Source organism: Cellulosimicrobium sp. 22598, from assembly GCF_052044445.1.
Taxonomy (GTDB): Bacteria; Actinomycetota; Actinomycetes; order Actinomycetales; family Cellulomonadaceae; genus Cellulosimicrobium; species Cellulosimicrobium cellulans_G.
In genome coordinates, this window is the sequence record NZ_JBQEMZ010000028.1 from 24635 (window position 1) to 39753 (window position 15119).

General features: G+C 74.6%; 15 protein-coding genes and 1 pseudogene. 5 read left to right on the plus strand and 11 right to left on the minus strand.

The window, feature by feature from the left end; translation table 11 throughout:
- Positions 1-48: 48 nt before the first annotated feature.
- Positions 49-1479 carry a GntT/GntP/DsdX family permease gene (locus ACTJIY_RS20020; RefSeq protein ID WP_253054278.1) on the minus strand — a complete coding sequence of 477 codons (1431 nt, stop codon included), beginning with the start codon at positions 1477-1479 and terminating at the stop codon, positions 49-51.
- The gene (locus ACTJIY_RS20025; protein ID WP_440675372.1) at positions 1476-2102 is read right to left on the minus strand and encodes a gluconokinase; all 627 of its coding nucleotides are present in this window, start codon (positions 2100-2102) and stop codon (positions 1476-1478) included. Before ACTJIY_RS20025 ends, ACTJIY_RS20020 begins: the two co-directional genes overlap by 4 nt.
- A 166-nt stretch (positions 2103-2268) precedes the next feature.
- Between ACTJIY_RS20025 and ACTJIY_RS20030 the strand changes: the two genes are divergently transcribed.
- Positions 2269-2970 (plus strand): FadR/GntR family transcriptional regulator, encoded by a 702-nt coding sequence (locus ACTJIY_RS20030; protein ID WP_253054273.1) that lies wholly within the window; start codon positions 2269-2271, stop codon positions 2968-2970.
- 129 nt (positions 2971-3099) lie between these two features.
- Here the strand turns inward: ACTJIY_RS20030 and ACTJIY_RS20035 are convergent, their stop codons facing one another.
- Positions 3100-3558, minus strand: a complete 459-nt coding sequence (locus tag ACTJIY_RS20035) for a MarR family winged helix-turn-helix transcriptional regulator (RefSeq protein WP_253054271.1) — start codon at positions 3556-3558, stop codon at positions 3100-3102.
- A gap of 180 nt (positions 3559-3738) precedes the next feature.
- Here ACTJIY_RS20035 and ACTJIY_RS20040 point away from each other — a divergent pair, with 180 nt between their 5' ends.
- Positions 3739-4557 carry an aldo/keto reductase gene (locus tag ACTJIY_RS20040; protein ID WP_440675373.1) on the plus strand — a complete coding sequence of 273 codons (819 nt, stop codon included), beginning with the start codon at positions 3739-3741 and terminating at the stop codon, positions 4555-4557.
- Positions 4558-4631: 74 nt separating this feature from the next.
- The gene (locus tag ACTJIY_RS20045; RefSeq protein ID WP_440675371.1) at positions 4632-5906 is read left to right on the plus strand and encodes an MFS transporter; all 1275 of its coding nucleotides are present in this window, start codon (positions 4632-4634) and stop codon (positions 5904-5906) included.
- 73 nt (positions 5907-5979) lie between these two features.
- Here the strand turns inward: ACTJIY_RS20045 and ACTJIY_RS20050 are convergent, their stop codons facing one another.
- From ACTJIY_RS20050 to ACTJIY_RS20060, 3 genes are read right to left on the minus strand one after another with little or no spacing between them, the layout of a single operon-like run.
- Positions 5980-8196, minus strand: a complete 2217-nt coding sequence (locus tag ACTJIY_RS20050; protein ID WP_440675370.1) for an ABC transporter permease — start codon at positions 8194-8196, stop codon at positions 5980-5982.
- 25 nt (positions 8197-8221) lie between these two features.
- The gene (gene modA, locus ACTJIY_RS20055; RefSeq protein ID WP_440675369.1) at positions 8222-9115 is read right to left on the minus strand and encodes a molybdate ABC transporter substrate-binding protein; all 894 of its coding nucleotides are present in this window, start codon (positions 9113-9115) and stop codon (positions 8222-8224) included.
- Positions 9112-9516 carry a TOBE domain-containing protein gene (locus ACTJIY_RS20060; RefSeq protein ID WP_253054265.1) on the minus strand — a complete coding sequence of 135 codons (405 nt, stop codon included), beginning with the start codon at positions 9514-9516 and terminating at the stop codon, positions 9112-9114. Before ACTJIY_RS20060 ends, modA begins: the two co-directional genes overlap by 4 nt.
- Positions 9517-9748: 232 nt before the next feature.
- Between ACTJIY_RS20060 and ACTJIY_RS20065 the strand changes: the two genes are divergently transcribed.
- Together ACTJIY_RS20065 and ACTJIY_RS20070 are read left to right on the plus strand one after the other, a co-directional pair.
- The gene (locus tag ACTJIY_RS20065) at positions 9749-10732 is read left to right on the plus strand and encodes an alpha/beta hydrolase family protein (protein WP_440675368.1); all 984 of its coding nucleotides are present in this window, start codon (positions 9749-9751) and stop codon (positions 10730-10732) included.
- A 130-nt stretch (positions 10733-10862) separates the two neighbouring features.
- A complete protein-coding gene (locus tag ACTJIY_RS20070) occupies positions 10863-11348 on the plus strand; it encodes a GNAT family N-acetyltransferase (RefSeq protein WP_440675367.1) in 486 nt (161 codons plus the stop codon).
- A 106-nt stretch (positions 11349-11454) separates the two neighbouring features.
- On the opposite strand, the gene ACTJIY_RS20075 is transcribed toward ACTJIY_RS20070, so the two are convergent.
- The 5 genes and pseudogenes from ACTJIY_RS20075 to ACTJIY_RS20095 form a co-directional block, all read right to left on the minus strand.
- Positions 11455-12021: a hypothetical protein gene (locus ACTJIY_RS20075; RefSeq protein WP_439159331.1), complete on the minus strand. Its 567-nt coding sequence runs from the start codon at positions 12019-12021 to the stop codon at positions 11455-11457.
- 170 nt (positions 12022-12191) lie between these two features.
- Complete coding sequence (locus ACTJIY_RS20080; protein ID WP_440675366.1) at positions 12192-12758, minus strand: DoxX family membrane protein; 567 nt, start codon at positions 12756-12758, stop codon at positions 12192-12194.
- A 186-nt stretch (positions 12759-12944) separates the two neighbouring features.
- Positions 12945-13703, minus strand: a complete 759-nt coding sequence (narI, locus tag ACTJIY_RS20085; RefSeq protein ID WP_440675365.1) for a respiratory nitrate reductase subunit gamma — start codon at positions 13701-13703, stop codon at positions 12945-12947.
- Positions 13700-14455 carry a nitrate reductase molybdenum cofactor assembly chaperone gene (gene narJ / locus ACTJIY_RS20090; protein ID WP_440675364.1) on the minus strand — a complete coding sequence of 252 codons (756 nt, stop codon included), beginning with the start codon at positions 14453-14455 and terminating at the stop codon, positions 13700-13702. The genes narI and narJ overlap by 4 nt, the downstream gene beginning before the upstream one ends.
- Positions 14452-15119: pseudogene (locus ACTJIY_RS20095) on the minus strand (hypothetical protein); the annotation flags it as partial. The gene narJ and the pseudogene ACTJIY_RS20095, both read right to left, overlap by 4 nt.

Below are 15119 nucleotides of genomic sequence, written 5' to 3' on the forward strand. Positions count from 1 at the left end.
CGCCCCCCCCCCCCCCCCCCCCCCCCCCCCCCCCCCCCGCCCGTTCCGCTAGACGACGAGGCCCAGGAGGAGGACCACGAGGAGCGCGACGACGGACAGGACGCACTCCATGAGCGACCACGTCTTGAACGTCTGCCCGACGGTCATGCCGAAGTACTCCTTGACGAGCCAGAACCCGGCGTCGTTGACGTGCGACAGGAACACCGACCCCGCGCCGATCGAGAGCACGAGCAGCGCGGCGTGCGTGGGCGGCAGGGTCGCGGCGATCGGGGCCATGATGCCCGCGGCGGTGATGGTCGCGACGGTCGCGGAGCCGGTGGCGACGCGGATGAGGACGGCGACGAGCCAGCCCGCGAGCAGCGGCGTGATGTTCGCGTCCGAGATGCCCTTCGCGACGACGTCGCCGACGCCCGAGTCGACGAGCGTCTGCTTGAAGCCGCCGCCGGCGCCGACGATGAGGAGGATGCCCGCGATCGGCGCGAACGACGAGTCGACGAGCTTGCTCACCTGGTCGCGCGTGCGGCCGAGCGCGGAGCCCAGCACGACGAGCGAGGTGAGCGCGGTGATGAGCAGCGCGACGAGCGGGGTGCCGATGAACTCGAAGACGCGGCCCCAGCCGGTGTCGATGGACCCGCTGACCTCGACGAGGGTGCGGGCGAGCATGAGGATCACGGGCAGCAGGACGACGCCGACGGAGACCGCGAAGCTCGGGCGCGGTGCGTCCTCGTCGCGCTCGGAGACGCCGAGCACGGACGTGGGCGGCGGGAGCGGCACCCAGCGCGCGAGGGGCTTGGCGAGCAGCGGGCCGGACACGACCACGGTGGGGATCGCGACGAGCAGGCCGAGGCCGAGCGTCAGGCCGAGGTCGGCGCCGAGCGCGTCGATGGCGAGCAGCGGCCCCGGGTGCGGCGGGACCAGACCGTGCAGCGCGGACAGGCCCGCGAGCGCGGGGATCCCGACGAGGATCGGGTTGGTGCGGACGCGCTTGGCCACGAGCATGACCACGGGCACGAGGAGGACGACACCCACCTCGAAGAACAGCGGGATCCCGATGACGAACGCGATGAGCGCCATGGCCCACGGCAGGCGCTGCGGCGTCGTCCTGCCGAGGATCGTGTCGACGATCTGGTCGGCGCCCCCGGAGTCGATGAGCAGCTTGCCGATGATCGCGCCGAGCGCGATGAGGACGCCGACCCCGGCGACGGTCGAGCCGAGCCCCGCGGAGAAGCTGGTGAACGCGTCGACGAAGTCGATGCCGGCCACGACGGCGAGCACGGCCGAGCCGATCATCAGTGCGAGGAACGGGTGCAGCTTGAGCCACACGATGAGGACGACGATCGTCGCGATGCCGACGACGGCGGCGAGGACGAGCTGGGCCGTCCCGGCGTCGGTCACGGGGGCGTCCTCCGCGGCGCGCGCGACGGCCGCGGCGGCGGACGGCGCGAGCGTCGTGAGGTGCTGCGTGAGCGTGCCGATCATCGCTGCGCCTCCGTCCCGGCCGAGGTCCCGGCCGAGGTCCCGGTCGAGGTGCTGGGGTCGGTCCGCCCGCAGTCGGCCCGCCGGTCGAGCACGAAGTCGGCGATCTGCTCGGGCGTGCGGGTGACGTCGACCGTGAAGCCGGGCTCGTCGTCGCCCAGGGGCTCGAGCGTGGCGAGCTGCGAGGGCAGGAGCGACGTGGGCATGAAGTGGCCGCTGCGGTGCTCCATGCGCTCGGCGAGGAGCTCGGGGCTGCCGTCGAGGTGGACGAAGCAGACGCGGCCGCGCGCGGTGCGCAGCAGGTCGCGGTAGGAGCGCTTGAGTGCGGAGCAGGTCACGACGCCGGAGCGTCCGGCGTCCGCCTCGGCGCTCAGCCAGTCGCGGATCGCCTCGAGCCACGGCCAGCGGTCCTCGTCGGTGAGCGGGGTGCCCGCGCTCATCTTCTCGATGTTGGCCTGCGGGTGGAACCGGTCGGCCTCGGCGTACTCGGTCCCGAGGCGCTGCGCGAGCAGCGTCGCGACCGTCGTCTTGCCCGAGCCTGCGACCCCCATGACGACGAGGTGCTGGGGTGCGTGCTCGGGTGCGGCGCTCTCGGCCTGGACCGTGGTGCTGACGTCCGTGTCCATGTGTCGACTTCCGTGTCGGGCGGGCGTCCGGTGCGGGTGCGTCTCGCGGCGCGGTCCCGTCCCGGGTGGCGACCGTCGTGGTCCCCACTGCCGACCACTGTGCGGCATTGGTAGCACCTTTGGCAAGTGATTGATATCACCAATGGGCGCCAGTAGGCTGCTGACCATGGCGACGACGGTCCTGCACACCACCGTGCTCGACGCCCTCGGACGCCGTATCACCAGCGGCGACGTCCCCGCCGGCTCGCCGCTCACGCTCGAGTCGATCGGGTCCGAGTTCGGCGTCTCGCGCACCGTCGCGCGCGAGGTCATGCGGCTCCTCGAAGGGCTCGGCCTGGTGCGGTCGAAGCGTCGCGTCGGGCTCGTCGTCCTCGGCATCGAGGAGTGGAACGTGCTCGACCCACGCGTCATCCGCTGGCGCCTCGAAGGGCCGGGTCGTGACCCGCAGCTCCGCACGCTCACCGAGCTGCGCCACGCCGTCGAGCCGCTCGCGGCCGCCGGAGCGGCGGTCCACGCGACGGACGACGAGCGCGCCGAGCTCGTCGCGGCGGCGACGCGCATGCGGATGCTCGGCGAGGCGGGCGACCTGGAGGAGTTCCTCGCGCTCGACGTGCGCTTCCACGAGCTCCTGCTCCGCGCGAGCGGCAACGAGATGTTCGGCGCGCTCGCCGGCGTCGTGGCCGCGGTGCTCAGCGGCCGGACGCACCTGGGCCTCATGCCCGCGTCCCCCGTCCCCGAGGCGCTGGACCAGCACGAGGCCGTCGCGCGCGCCGTCGCGGCCGGCGACCCGCGCGCCGCCGAGGCGGCGATGGCGGCGATCGTCGGCGAGGTCCGCGCCGCGCTCGGCGGGGTCGACCGACAGGCCTGACCGGACCCTCACGCGTGCGCCTGTCCGGCTCGTCGTGCCTGCCGGACGACGCCGTACCTGCCGGGCGGCGCCGTACCCGCCGGGCGGGACCGTGCCCGCTGGGCGACGCCGTGCCGGGAGCCGGCGGGGCTACCTCGCGCCGGCGGAGGCCGGGAGCGCGTGCAGCGCGTCGACGAGCGACGCGAGCTCGGGCGTCTCCGTCGCGTCGTGCAGGGCCGCCTCGAGGGTCGCGTCGTGGGTGGGGCGCGCGGCGCGCAGGAGCGCCTCGCCCGCGGGCGTGAGCTCGGTGTAGATCCCGCGGCGGTCGTCCTGGCACAGGATGCGCGTGAGCAGGCCACGGTCCTCGAGCCGGTTGACGAGCCGGGTCGTCGCGCTGGGGGAGAGCGCGGCGGCCCGCGCGAGCTGCTGCATGCGCATGTGCCAGCCGTCCTGCCGGGAGAGCGCGTCGAGCACGGTGTACTCGACGACCGAGAGGTCGTGCTCCGACTGCAGGGCACGCTCGAGCGCGGCGTCGATGAGCCCGTGCAGCGCGGCGAGCGTGCGCCAGCCCTGCGCGCGGATCTCGACGGCGTCGTCGGCGATGCCCATGGGGTCCTCCTCGGTGCGTGCGTGCCGTCACAACTATAGCGCTTGTGCAACTAATCGGCGTGTGCAACTATCGATAGCGCGCGTCTGCAACAAGTGCAGACGCCAGGTGAACGCGTGTGCAACGCGATCCCTTCCCGATCGTCCCTCAGGAGCCCTTCCGTGTCCTCGACCACCACGACCATGCCCCGCACGACCCTGCGCGGCGGCACCTCGATCCCGCAGGTCGGCTTCGGCGTCTTCCAGGTGCCCGACGCCGAGACCACGCGAGCGGTGAGCCTCGCGCTCGAGGCGGGGTACCGCAGCGTCGACACCGCGGCCGTCTACGGCAACGAGGCGGGCGTCGGCCGCGCCCTCGCGGAGTCCGGCCTCGCGCGCGACGACGTCTTCGTCACGAGCAAGCTGTGGATCGACTCCCTCGCCCGGGACGCCGTCCGTCCCGCGCTCGAAGCGTCGCTCGAGCGGCTCGGCCTCGACCGGCTGGACCTCTACCTGATCCACTGGCCGTCGCCCACCCGCGGCCGGTACGTCGAGGCGTGGGAGGGTCTCGTCGCGGCCCGCGACGCGGGCCTCGTCCGCGAGATCGGCGTCTCCAACTTCGAGCCCGCGCACCTGCGCGCGGTCGTCGCGGCGACGGGCGAGACGCCCGCCGTCAACCAGGTCGAGCTGCACCCCGCGCTCCAGCAGCGCGCGCTGCGCGACGTCCACGCCGAGCTCGGGATCGTCACCGAGGCGTGGAGCCCGCTGGGCCAGGGCACGGTCCTCGACGACCCGACGGTCGTCCGCGTCGCCGCCGCCCACGACGTCACGCCCGCCCAGGTCGTCCTGCGCTGGCACCTGCAGCAGGGGACGGTCGTCATCCCCAAGTCCGTGACGCCCGCGCGGATCGCGTCGAACCTCGACGTCCTCGGCTTCGCGCTCACCGCCGACGAGGTCGCCGCGATCGACGCCCTCGACGCGGGCGGTCGCATCGGACCGCACCCCGACACCTTCGAGGGCTGACGCGCCGGCGCGCGCCCCGGCCCGCGCCGCGCCTCGCCCGCGAGACCGCACCTTCCCGGAACCAGGAGATCGTCATGCCAGTCGCCCTCTGGGCCCTCGCCATCGGGGGCTTCGGCATCGGGCTCACCGAGTTCGTCATCATGGGCCTGCTGCCCGAGGTGGCCGCCGACTTCGGCGTCACCGAGTCCGTCGCCGGCTACCTCATCTCGGGCTACGCGCTGTCCGTCGCCGTCGGCGCGATCGGCCTCACGGCCGCCCTGACGCGCGTCGACCGCAAGAAGGCCCTCCTCGGCCTCATGGTCCTGTTCATCGCGGGCAACCTGCTGTCCGCCGTCGCGCCGACGTACGAGGTCATGCTCCTCGGCCGCGTCGTCGCGGCGCTGTGCCACGGCGCGTTCTTCGGGATCGGCGCCGTCGTGGCGGCCGACCTCGTCGCGCCGGAGAAGCGGGCCGGGGCCATCTCGATCATGTTCGCCGGGCTGACCATCGCGAACGTGCTCGGCGTCCCGTTCGGCACGTTCCTCGGCCAGGCCGCCGGATGGCGTGCGACGTTCTGGGCCATCACCGCCATCGGCGTCGTCGCGCTCGCCGGGATCGCGCTCCTCGTCCCGTCGCGCGTCGGGTCGCCCGACGGCGTCCCCGCACCCGACGGCAGCACCTCGCCCGGGACGGACCGCGCGTCGGGCAGCACCGGGCTGCGCGGCGAGCTCGCCGCGTTCCGCAGCGCGCAGGTGTGGTTCTCGATCGCGATCACCGTGCTCGGGTTCGGCGGGATGTTCGGCGCGTTCACCTACATCGCGTTCACGCTCACCGAGGTGGGCGGGTTCACGACGGCGTCGGTCCCGTGGCTGCTCGTGCTGTTCGGCGGCGGTCTGTTCGTGGGCAACCTCGTCGGCGGGCGCGCCGCCGACCGCCGGCTCGGCACGACGCTCGTCGTGCTGTTCGCGGCGCTCACCGTGGTGCTGGGCGTCTTCGCGCTCACCGCGACGAGCCAGGTCATGACCGTCGTGAGCCTCGTCCTCATGGGCGCCTTCGGGTTCGCGACCGTCCCCGGGCTCCAGATGCGCGTCATGTCGTTCGCCCAGGGCGCCCCCACCCTCGCGTCGGGCGCGAACATCGCCGCCTTCAACGTGGGCAACGCGCTCGGCGCGTGGATCGGCGGCCTGACCATCGCCGCCGGGCTCGGCTTCACGTCGCCCCTGTGGGCGGGCGCCGCGATGACCGCCGTCGGGCTCGTCGTCCTGCTCGTCGCGGTCAGGGCCCGCGGCGGCGAGTGGTCCCGCAGCGCCCGACCCCACCCGCACGACGCGGCGCCCGCCCCCGCGCCGGAGGCACGGGCCGCCGTCTGACACCCGCGGTGCCGAACCCGGGGTCCTTCCTCACGACCGGCGAGTCGTGGGGAAGGACCCCGGGTTCGGCGTGTCAGCGGGGGTGGATGCGCACCTCGGCCGCCTTGACCACGAACCAGACGTGCTCGCCCGGGGTCAGGCGCAGCTCGGCGACGGCGCGCGGTGTGAGGTCGGCGGCCAGGTGCGGGGCGTCGTGGCCGACGGCGGTCGTCGTCACTGCGGCCTGGTCGCCCCGGTCCTCGCCCGCCACGCGACCCCACACGCGCAGCAGCGGCCCGTGCGGCTCGACGCTGGTCACGACGACCCGGTACGCGTTGCGGGGACTGCCCTCGGGCGTCGCCCGGTGGACGGCGACCGTGCGCGGCTCGAACACCGCGACGGCCCCGGCCCCGACCGCGAGAGGATCGTCCGCCGTCCCGCGCACGCGGACCTCCGCTCCGTCGACGGCGACCGTCACCTCGCGTGCTGCCGCCGTCTCGTCCGGCCCCGCCTCGGTCGGGGCCAGAGCCGCGTCCGCCCCGCCGGTATCCGGCCCGCCGGCGTCCGGCCCGCCCTGCTCCGTCCCGAGGCTCCCCACCGTGACGGGCTCCGGCACGGCGACATGGACGACGCTCCCCGCGAGCAGGTTCACACCCGCGAGGCGGGCCGCGAACCGGGACCGCGGCCGCGTGAGAACCTGGTCCGCCGGACCGTCCTCGACGACGCGGCCGTCGTCCAGGACGACGACGCGGTCCGCCAGCAGCAGCACGTCGAGCAGGTCGTGGGTCACGAGGAGCGTCGTGCGCGGGTGCGCGCGCTGCGCGTGGTGCAGCACCGACCGCACGTGCTGCGCGACGCCGACGTCGAGCGAGGCGAGCGGCTCGTCGAGCAGGAGCACGCGCGGGTCGGTGACGAGCGCCCGGGCGATCGCGACGCGCTGCGCCTGCCCGCCGGAGAGGTCGGTCGCGCGCCGGGTCGCGAGGTGGGTGGCGCCGACGTGCCCGAGCGCGGCCCGGGCCTCGCGCCGGGCGCGCGAGCGTGGCACGCCCCGCGCCCGGAGGCCGAACGCGACGTTGTCCTCGACCGACAGGTTCGCGAACAGCAGCGGTCGCTGGCTCAGCCACGCGACCCGGCGGCGGCGCGGCGCGGCGCGCGTGACGTCGTCGTCCCCGACGGCGACCCGGGCGCCGGGCGCGTCGCCGGGCGGGAGGAGGCCCGCGACGACCTGCACGAGCGTCGACTTGCCCGCGCCGTTCTCGCCGAGCACCGCGACGACCTCGCCCGGGGCGAGCGCGAGGTCGACGTCGAGCCCGCGGTCGGGGACGACGGCGCGCACGGCGAGCGCGGCGGGGGCCCCGCCGGCGCGCGGGGTCGGGTCCGCGGCGGCTGCCGTCGCCCGGTCGTCGTCGGCCCCGGGCGAGACGTCCTCCTGGACGAGCCGATCGCCGTCGGGCAGGGTGCCCGGCCCGCGGGCCACCTGGCCCCCGCGCCGCGGTCGCGCCGTCCGGGCGTCCGGGCCGCCGAGGACGCGCGGGCCGTGGACGGCCGCCGTGATGAGCACGGCCACCACGACGAGCACGAACGACAGCGCGACGGCGGCGTCCGGGTCGGCGCTGCGCTGGAGGTAGATCTCGAGCGGCAGGGTCTGCGTGACGCCCTGGAGCGCGCCCGCGAACGTGATGGTCGCGCCGAACTCGCCGAGCGCCCGCGCGAACGCGAGCACCGCGCCCGACGTCAGCCCCGGCAGGACGCGGGGGAGGGTGACGCGGCGCAGCACCGTCGTCGGGCGGGCGCCGAGCGTCGCGGCGACGTCCTCGAGGCGCGCGTCCTGCGTGCGCAGCGCGCCCTCGAGGCTCAGGACGAGGAACGGGAGGGCGACGAAGGTCTGCGCGATGACGACGGCCGTCGTGGTGAACGCGACCTCGACCCCCAGCACCTCGAGGTGCCGGCCGATCAGCCCGCGTCGCCCGAACGTGTGGAGCAGCGCGATGCCGCCGACCACGGGCGGCAGGACGAGCGGGAGCAGGACGAGGGCGCGCGCGACGCGCTGCCCGGGGAACGTCGTGCGCGCGAGGACGAGCGCCATGGGCGTGCCGAGCACGACGCAGCACAGCGTCGCGACGAGCGCGGTGCGCAGGGACAGCCCGAGCGCGTCGACCGCGGCCGGGGACGTCACGAGGGCCCAGAAGCCGCCGGTCCCGTCCGGCCCCGGCGTCGGCTCGACGCGCGCGACCATCGCCACCACGGGGACGACGACGAACAGCGCGCCGAGCAGCGCCGGGACGAGGACCCAGCGGGGGAGCCCGCGCATCAGGACCCGCCAGGTGCTGCGGACGTCACGGCGCGGAGGCGTCCGGCGCGCCGAAGCCCGCGGCGGCGAGCGCGGCCTGCCCGGCGTCGCCGGTCACGAGGTCGATCCACGCCCGCGCGAGCTCGACCTGCTCCGGGCCGGACCGCTCGGCCGCCGCGACGAGCGCGATCGGGTAGACGTTGAGCGCCGCGTCGGTCTCGGGCACGTCGACCACGTCGACGTCGTCGCCCGCGAGGGTCGCGTCCGTGACGTACACGAGGCCTGCGTCGGCCTCGCCCGACGTGACCTTGGCGAGCACGTCCGTGACGCTCGCCTCCTCGCTCACGCGGTGGACGGTGACGCCCGCGGCCCCGGCGACCGCGTCGGTCGCGGCGCCGCACGGGACCTCGGGCGCGCACACCACGACCTTGACGTCCTCGCGCGCGAGGTCGGCGAACGTCTCGACGCCGGCCGGGTTGCCGGGCGGGGTGACGACCGTCAGCGTGTTCGTCGCGAACGCGACCGGGTCGGACGCGTCGCCCGCCTCGACGACCCGGGCCATGGTGCGCTCGTCCGCGGAGGCGAAGACGTCGGCCGGCGCCCCGGCGAGGATCTGGTCGCCCAGGTCGGACGACCCCGCGAACGACAGCGCCACGGTCACGCCCTCGTGCTCGGCCTCGAAGTCCGCCGCGAGGTCCGTGAACACGTCGCGCAGCGACGCGGCGGCGAGGACCGTGAGCGTGCTCTCCTCGGCCGGCGTGCTCGCGGCGTCCGCGGCACCGTCCGACGACGCGGCGTCGCCCCCGCCGTCCGCGCCCGTGCCGCACGCGGCGATCGCGGCGAGGAGCGTCGCCGCCCCGAGCGCCGCGAGGGTGCGCCGGGTCCGGCGGTGCGCGAGGGTCGGGCGAGTGGTCGGGCGGGGCCGTGCGGACGCGCTCACGCGGCTCCTCCCGGCGTCTCGACGATGACGGTCGTCGCCTTGACGACCGCGACGGCCAGGCTCCCGGGCTCGAGGCGCAGCTCGCGCACGGCCTCGGTGCTCATGAGCGAGACCACGCGCTGGCCCCCGCAGAGCATCTCGACCTGGGACATCACGGTGTCGCTCACGACGCCCGTCACGATCCCCACGAACCGGTTGCGCGCCGAGCGGGCGACGCCGGACGGGTCGGGCGTCGGGTGCGACTGCGCGACGGCGAAGCGCGCGAGCTCCGCGCCCTCGACGACCTTGCGCCCGGCGTCGTCGACGCTCGCGGCGAGCTCGCCGGCGTCGACCCACCGACGGACGGTGTCGTCGCTCACCCCGAGCAGGCTCGCGGCCTCTCGAATCCGAAAATGCGGCATGGTGGCGACGATAGACCCGCACCTGCGGAGTGTCACGTCGCAGGACCGTGGAAGCCCCGAGAGACGGACGCCAAGCGCGGGGGTGCTCGCTGAGTGGTGCACGTGCGCCCGAGGGACGCGCCTGGGCGTGCATCACTCGAACGCCCGTGCATCGCTCGACCGAGTGTGCTCCCCAGGTTGCGGGACGGCGACCGGCCACGTGACTCGCGCCGGGTGTTTGTTAGGATGCCGTATGTTCTCACGAGGGCGTGATGTTCGACCGGGCCGCTCCGCCCGCCGCACCAGGGCGCTCGGCGTGCTGGCGGCCCTCGTGGCGGCGACGCTCGCCGCGTGCACCGGGGGCGCGACCCCGCAGGAGCCGGCGCCGACCACGCTCGCGCCCGACGCCGCCGCGACCCCGGCCCAGGATCCGACGCCGACGTCCGAGGTCACCGTGCACGAGACCGGGCCCGAGGGCTTCCCCGGGGCCTACGCCGTCCCGGAGGGGCTCTCCGCCGACGACCCGCGGCCCGCCGTCCTCGCGTTCGGCGGGTCCGAGGGTGGGTCGCAGGGCGGGCGGGCGTTCGCGGAGGCGATCGCCGGACTGGGGTACCCGGCCCTCGGGATCGGCTACTTCAAGGGCGTCGACCAGCCGGCCGCGCTCGAGGAGGTGCCGGTGGAGACGTTCCTCGACTCGCTCGCGTGGCTCCGGGAGCAGCCGGGCGTGGACGGCGACGCCGTGCTCGCGTTCGGTGCGTCGCGCGGTGGGGAGATGGCGCTGTGGCTCGCGGCGAACCGGCCGGACCTCGTGCAGGGCGCGATCGCCCCGGTCGGCGCCGACGCGATCATGTGCGGATACCCGGACGCGTCTGTCTCCGCATGGACGCTCGGCGGTGAGGCGCTCCCGTGCTCGGCGGACTGGACCGCAGCGAGCGACGCCGACCCCGCGGCGCGGATCCCGGTCGACTCGATCACCGGGCCCGTGATCCTCGCGTGCGGGACCGAGGACGACGTCTGGTACTCGTGCGGGTACCTCCGTCGTGCTGAACGAGCTCTGGACAGTCGCGGGCAGGGCACCACCGTCGCGATCGTGGGCGAGGGCGCGGGCCACGACGTCTCCCCGCCACCGTGGATGGAGTACTCCACCGGTGACGCCGCGCGGGACGCCGCCGGACTCGACGCGCGACGACAGCTCTGGTCCGCCGTCGACGAGGTGCTCGCGTCCCTCGAGTCCTGAGCTCGCGCGCGTCGTCCGGCCGCCAAGGTCGACTGCTGCGTCACGGCGCGAGCGCTGCGTCCACGGACGGGTCGCGCGACGTCGATCGACGCGGCGCACGACGTCCCCGGCCGTGTGGCACGCTCGGGGCGTGAGCGAGACGACGACCCGGGCGGGCGTGCGCGTCGCCGTCGAGGACCCGGCGGCCGAGGACGTGCTGGCGCTGCTGCAGGAGCACCTGGACGAGATGCACGCGACGTCGCCGCCGGAGAGCGTGCACGCGCTGGACGTGGAGCGGCTGCGCGCGCCGGACATCACCTTCGTCACCGCGCGCTCCGCGGACGGCGGTCTCCTGGGGTGCGGTGCGCTCAAGCAGCACGACGCGACTCTGGGCGAGCTCAAGTCCATGCGCACGACGGCGGCCGCGCGGGGCCGGGGCGTCGCCGCGACGGTCCTCGCGCACCTGCTCGACGTCGCACGCGACCGTGGGCTCGACCGCGTGAGCCTGGAGACGGGCGCGGAGGACTACTTCGCGCCCGCGCGTCGCCTCTACGCGCGCCACGGGTTCGTGCCGTGCGCACCGTTCGCCGACTACACGGACGACCCGAACAGCACGTACATGTCTCGCACCCTCTGAGCCCCACTGCAGCAAGGACGGCACCGGGCGGTCACGGGCGTCGACGAGCACATGCCCGTCAGCAGGTGGTGGGCGCGTCGTGTCGGGACGCCCGGACAGCGAGCGGTTACCTCTTCGCCAGCCGTCGGAGCCAGGTGACAGGGCCGCAGAGGTGTGCGTCATCGTGCATCGTCGAAGGCATCTCTTGCGCAGCGACGGATTCACAGACGAGGGCTTTGGCCAGCGCGCATCGCCACGCAAGCGCATCGTGGCGCTCCTGGGCCTGTTCGCGGCCTTCCGTGGCGAACCAGACCCCGAGAGCCAAGCATGCCACGGCGCCAAGGAGGAAACCGACGGTCTGGAGCCCAGCAAGTCTCAGCTCCGGAAGATCCGACGCCATGGGCCATGACAGTGCGAGAACGATCTGGATGCCGACCAGCGCGATCGACGCCGACGCGACCCACATCGCGATGCTCAGCGCCGGCCGGACAACGGCGTGGGTGGTCGCGTCATCGACCGCCTGGTCAGCCGCGACGGATGCTCGCACCCAGTCCTCGCGTTCTATTCCTTCGTGGACCAGTCGGTGAACCATCTCGTCGTCGCAGGTTCGTCCGAAGAGGACCCGCGGCGTCTTCTTGAAGTTGCGCCGCCTGTCGCGTCTGGTCTCGATCTCGAGCTCGTCGTAGGTGACCACACCGCCCCCTTGCCGTTGGCTGCTGCTGAGCGCACAGCCGGTCTCGAGGAAGCGTAACGAGCGGGTCCGACGCCGCGTGCTGGGCGTCCGGAGAGCGAAGGACCCCGTGACCGGTGCCGGTCACGGGGTCCTGTTCGTCGGGTCAGCGAAGGCGTGGGAGCGCCTGGGTGTCATGCGTCGAGCTTCAGCCGGGCACCGAGGGCGACGGCCGCCACGACGGCAGCGCCGGCGACGAGCACGAGGTCCTTGAGCACGTACTGGCCCAGGAGGGTCATGCCGTGGCCGAACAGCTCGCCGGCGAACAGGACGATCGGCGACAGGATGCCGGCCATCGCGACGGCGAGAGCGACCAGCCCGGCCCGCAGGAGGCGGCCCGTGAGGAGGGTCAGGCCGATGAAGGTCTCGAGGACCGCGGTGAAGATCACGGCCGCCGTCCCGCCGACGAGGCCGAACGTGAGCGTCTCGACGGTCCGCGCCGCGATCGACTCTGCCGGGCTCGCGCCGGGGAAGAACTTCAGGACGCCGAACCCGAGGAACACGAGGCCGAGGGCGACGCGCAGCGCGGGCACGGACCAGCGCGTGAGGAAGCGCGCGGTGGCGGCGACGGCAGCGTCGACACGGCCGGCCAGGCGCGCCGGCAGGACGGACGCGCGGCGCCGGGCGGCGGGCATGGTGGACGACGCGGACGGGCGGACGGCGCGGGGGCGACCGGCGGTCGTCGGGGCGGTGGTGGACATGCTCGGACCTCTTCCGGGTGACGGTCGCGGTCGGGGTGACCGCCCCTGGAAGGAGGGGGCGTCGGGGCGTTCCGTGGTCGCCGTGCCGCCCTTTTCACCCGGCCGTCGCGGGCCGGCGCTCGGGCCGCGGCGGCGATTTCCTGCCGCTGACCTGGTACGTCGCGAGGCCGGTGCGGTTGGTCCGGATCACCGTCCGCGCGGGCGCTCCGACGGGTCCCAGCCGGGCCGCGGGGCGCGCGCGGCGACCGACGCCTCGCGCGACCGGTACACCACGTACGGGCGGAACAGGTAGGGCGCGGGCGCGGAGAACGCGTGCACGAGCCGCGTGAACGGCCACAGGATGAAGAGCAGGTTGGCGGCGACGATGTGGAGCTGGAACGCCGCGGGCACGCCCTCCATGAGCGCGGGCTGCGGCTGGAGGTACCACAGCGACCGGAACCAGGGGGAGATCGTCTCCCGGTAGTCGTACCCGTGGCCGCCGGCGAGGAGCTGCGTCTGCACGGTCGCCCACGACCCGAGCAGGATCGACGCCGCGAGGAACACGTACATCGTCTTGTCCATGCGCGTCGTCGCGCGGAAGACGGGACCGGTGGTGCGGCGCCGGTAGACGAGGATGAGCAGCCCGGCGACGAGCGCGACCGCCGCGATCGACCCCATGTACGTGGCGACGAAGTGGTAGGCGACCTCCTGGATGCCCACCGCCTCCGTCCACGACTCCGGGATCACGAGCCCCATCAGGTGCCCGAGGATCACGAACAGCAGACCGAAGTGGAAGAGCGGGGAGCCGAGCCGCAGCAGACGCTTCTCGTAGAGCTCGCTCGACCGCGTGGTCCAGCCGAACTTGTCGTACCGGTACCGCCAGACCGACCCCACGACGAACACCGCGAACGTCACGTACGGGAACACGACCCACAGCAGGATCTCGCCCGTGCTCACCTCGCTCATCGCACCGCTCCTCCGGTTCGGCCGGACCCGCTGCCGTACGGCTCCAGCGCGAACGGCTCCATCCCCACGAGCTCGGCGGGCGGACCCGCCGTCACGAGCTCGACGTACCGCTCCCGCGTGCGCGCGTCGAGCGGCGGCAGGGTGAGGCACACCGCCTCGACCAGCCCGGTCCACGGGCTCGCCATGCTCTCGAGCGCGGTCCGCAGCACCTCGATCCCGTCGCGGTGCGAGGCGAGCAGCCCCGCGGCGATCGTGGCGTCGTCGCCCTCGGTGCGGGCCGAGAACTCGAGCACGGTCGGCAGGTAGTCGGGCAGCTCCGAGCCCGTGACCTCCCAGCCCGCGGCCCGGTACGCCTCGACGAACGCGACGAGGGCCGTCCCGCGCCGCCGGGTGTCGCCCGCGGCGTAGTACGACAGGTACATCGAGCACTTGCGCTTGAGGTCGAACGTCGCGACGTAGCGGGCCTGGAGGTCGCGCACGCCCTGCGCGTCCGCCGGCGCCGGCAGCGCGTCGCAGAACGCGTCGAGGCGCTCGCGGACCGGCGCGGGCAGCCCCGGCGTCGAGGCCCGGACGGCGACGGCCGCGTCGAGCACGTCCGCGTCGGGGTAGGCGAGCAGCACGGACGCGGCCATGTGCGCCGTGCGGCGCTGGGTGTCCGACGCCGCGACCGGCGACAGGTGGTCGGGCTGCGGCCCGCGAGGTCGTGCCCCGGGACGCAGCGCCGGGGTCGGGAGCAGGGAGCGCGTCCTCATCGGGTGCCCCCGTCGGGCTCGACGCCGGGCCCGTTCCCGGGTGCCGGTCCGCCCGCCGGTCGACCGGGCGCAGACGGGTTGGGGATCGTGTCGTGGCGCGCGTCCTGCCGACCCCCGGGCAGCGATCCGGGGCCTCCGGGCGTGACGCCGCCGGTCCCGGTGCCCGCGCCGGTCCCGCCGGTCGTCGCGTCCTCTCCCGGCGGGAAGAGCCCGGGCGGGCGGCCGTTGCCGTCCCAGTTGAGGAGGTTCACGCGGCCCGGTGTCGAGGGCCCGTACGGCGAGTCCGCCGTCTGGCGCGCCTGGAGGACGTGGAAGTTCTCGACCGCGACGGGCACCGGGCTCCCCGACGTCTCGCCGAACGGGCCGCCGCCGGTGAGGCCCATGCCGCCCATGCCGGGGCCGCCGTCGTAGTCGAGGGAACAGGAGAGCTCGTCGAGCTCGCGGGCGATCTCGGTGTGGGCGGTGGGGATGACGTACCGGTCTTCGTATTTCGCGATGGCGAGGAGGCGGTACATCTCTTGGATCTCGGTGCCGGTCATGCCGACGGCGGCCGCGGTGTGTTCGTCGGGTTCGTGGCCGAGGTTGATGTCGCGCATGTAGGAGCGCATGGCGGCCAGGCGGCGTAGGACGCGTTCGACGGGGGCGGTGTCGCCGGCGGTGAAGA